1 protein-coding gene is annotated in these 276 nt (G+C 37.0%); it reads right to left on the reverse strand.

The features are described from left to right. On the reverse strand, window positions 1–276 hold a 276-nt coding region (locus FS736_RS24910), incomplete at both ends, for a hypothetical protein (protein ID WP_222125111.1).

Below are 276 nucleotides of genomic sequence, written 5' to 3' on the forward strand. Positions count from 1 at the left end.
GATGTTGTAGAGGTTTTTTAGGTGTTGTGATATAGGGTGTTAATGGTTGTTCTTGGTCTAGTTGGGTAAGATTATGAAGAAGAATGGGTGTTAAATGAGGATGAGTGGTTAATTGGGAAGGTTGGGTTTTAAAAGGAGGGTGAGTATTGATGATGGGTTGTTTGGGTAGATAATTTTTAGAGGAGTGGGTAAAAGGAGGTAAGGGTGTGAGTAAAGGTATAAATGAAGGTAGAAAGTTTTGTGGAGGATGTAGATTATTTTGGATTGGTGAATTTA

It is taken from the genome of Cytobacillus oceanisediminis 2691 (assembly GCF_007678455.1).
Lineage (GTDB): Bacteria > Bacillota > Bacilli > Bacillales > Cytobacillaceae > Mesobacillus > Mesobacillus oceanisediminis_A.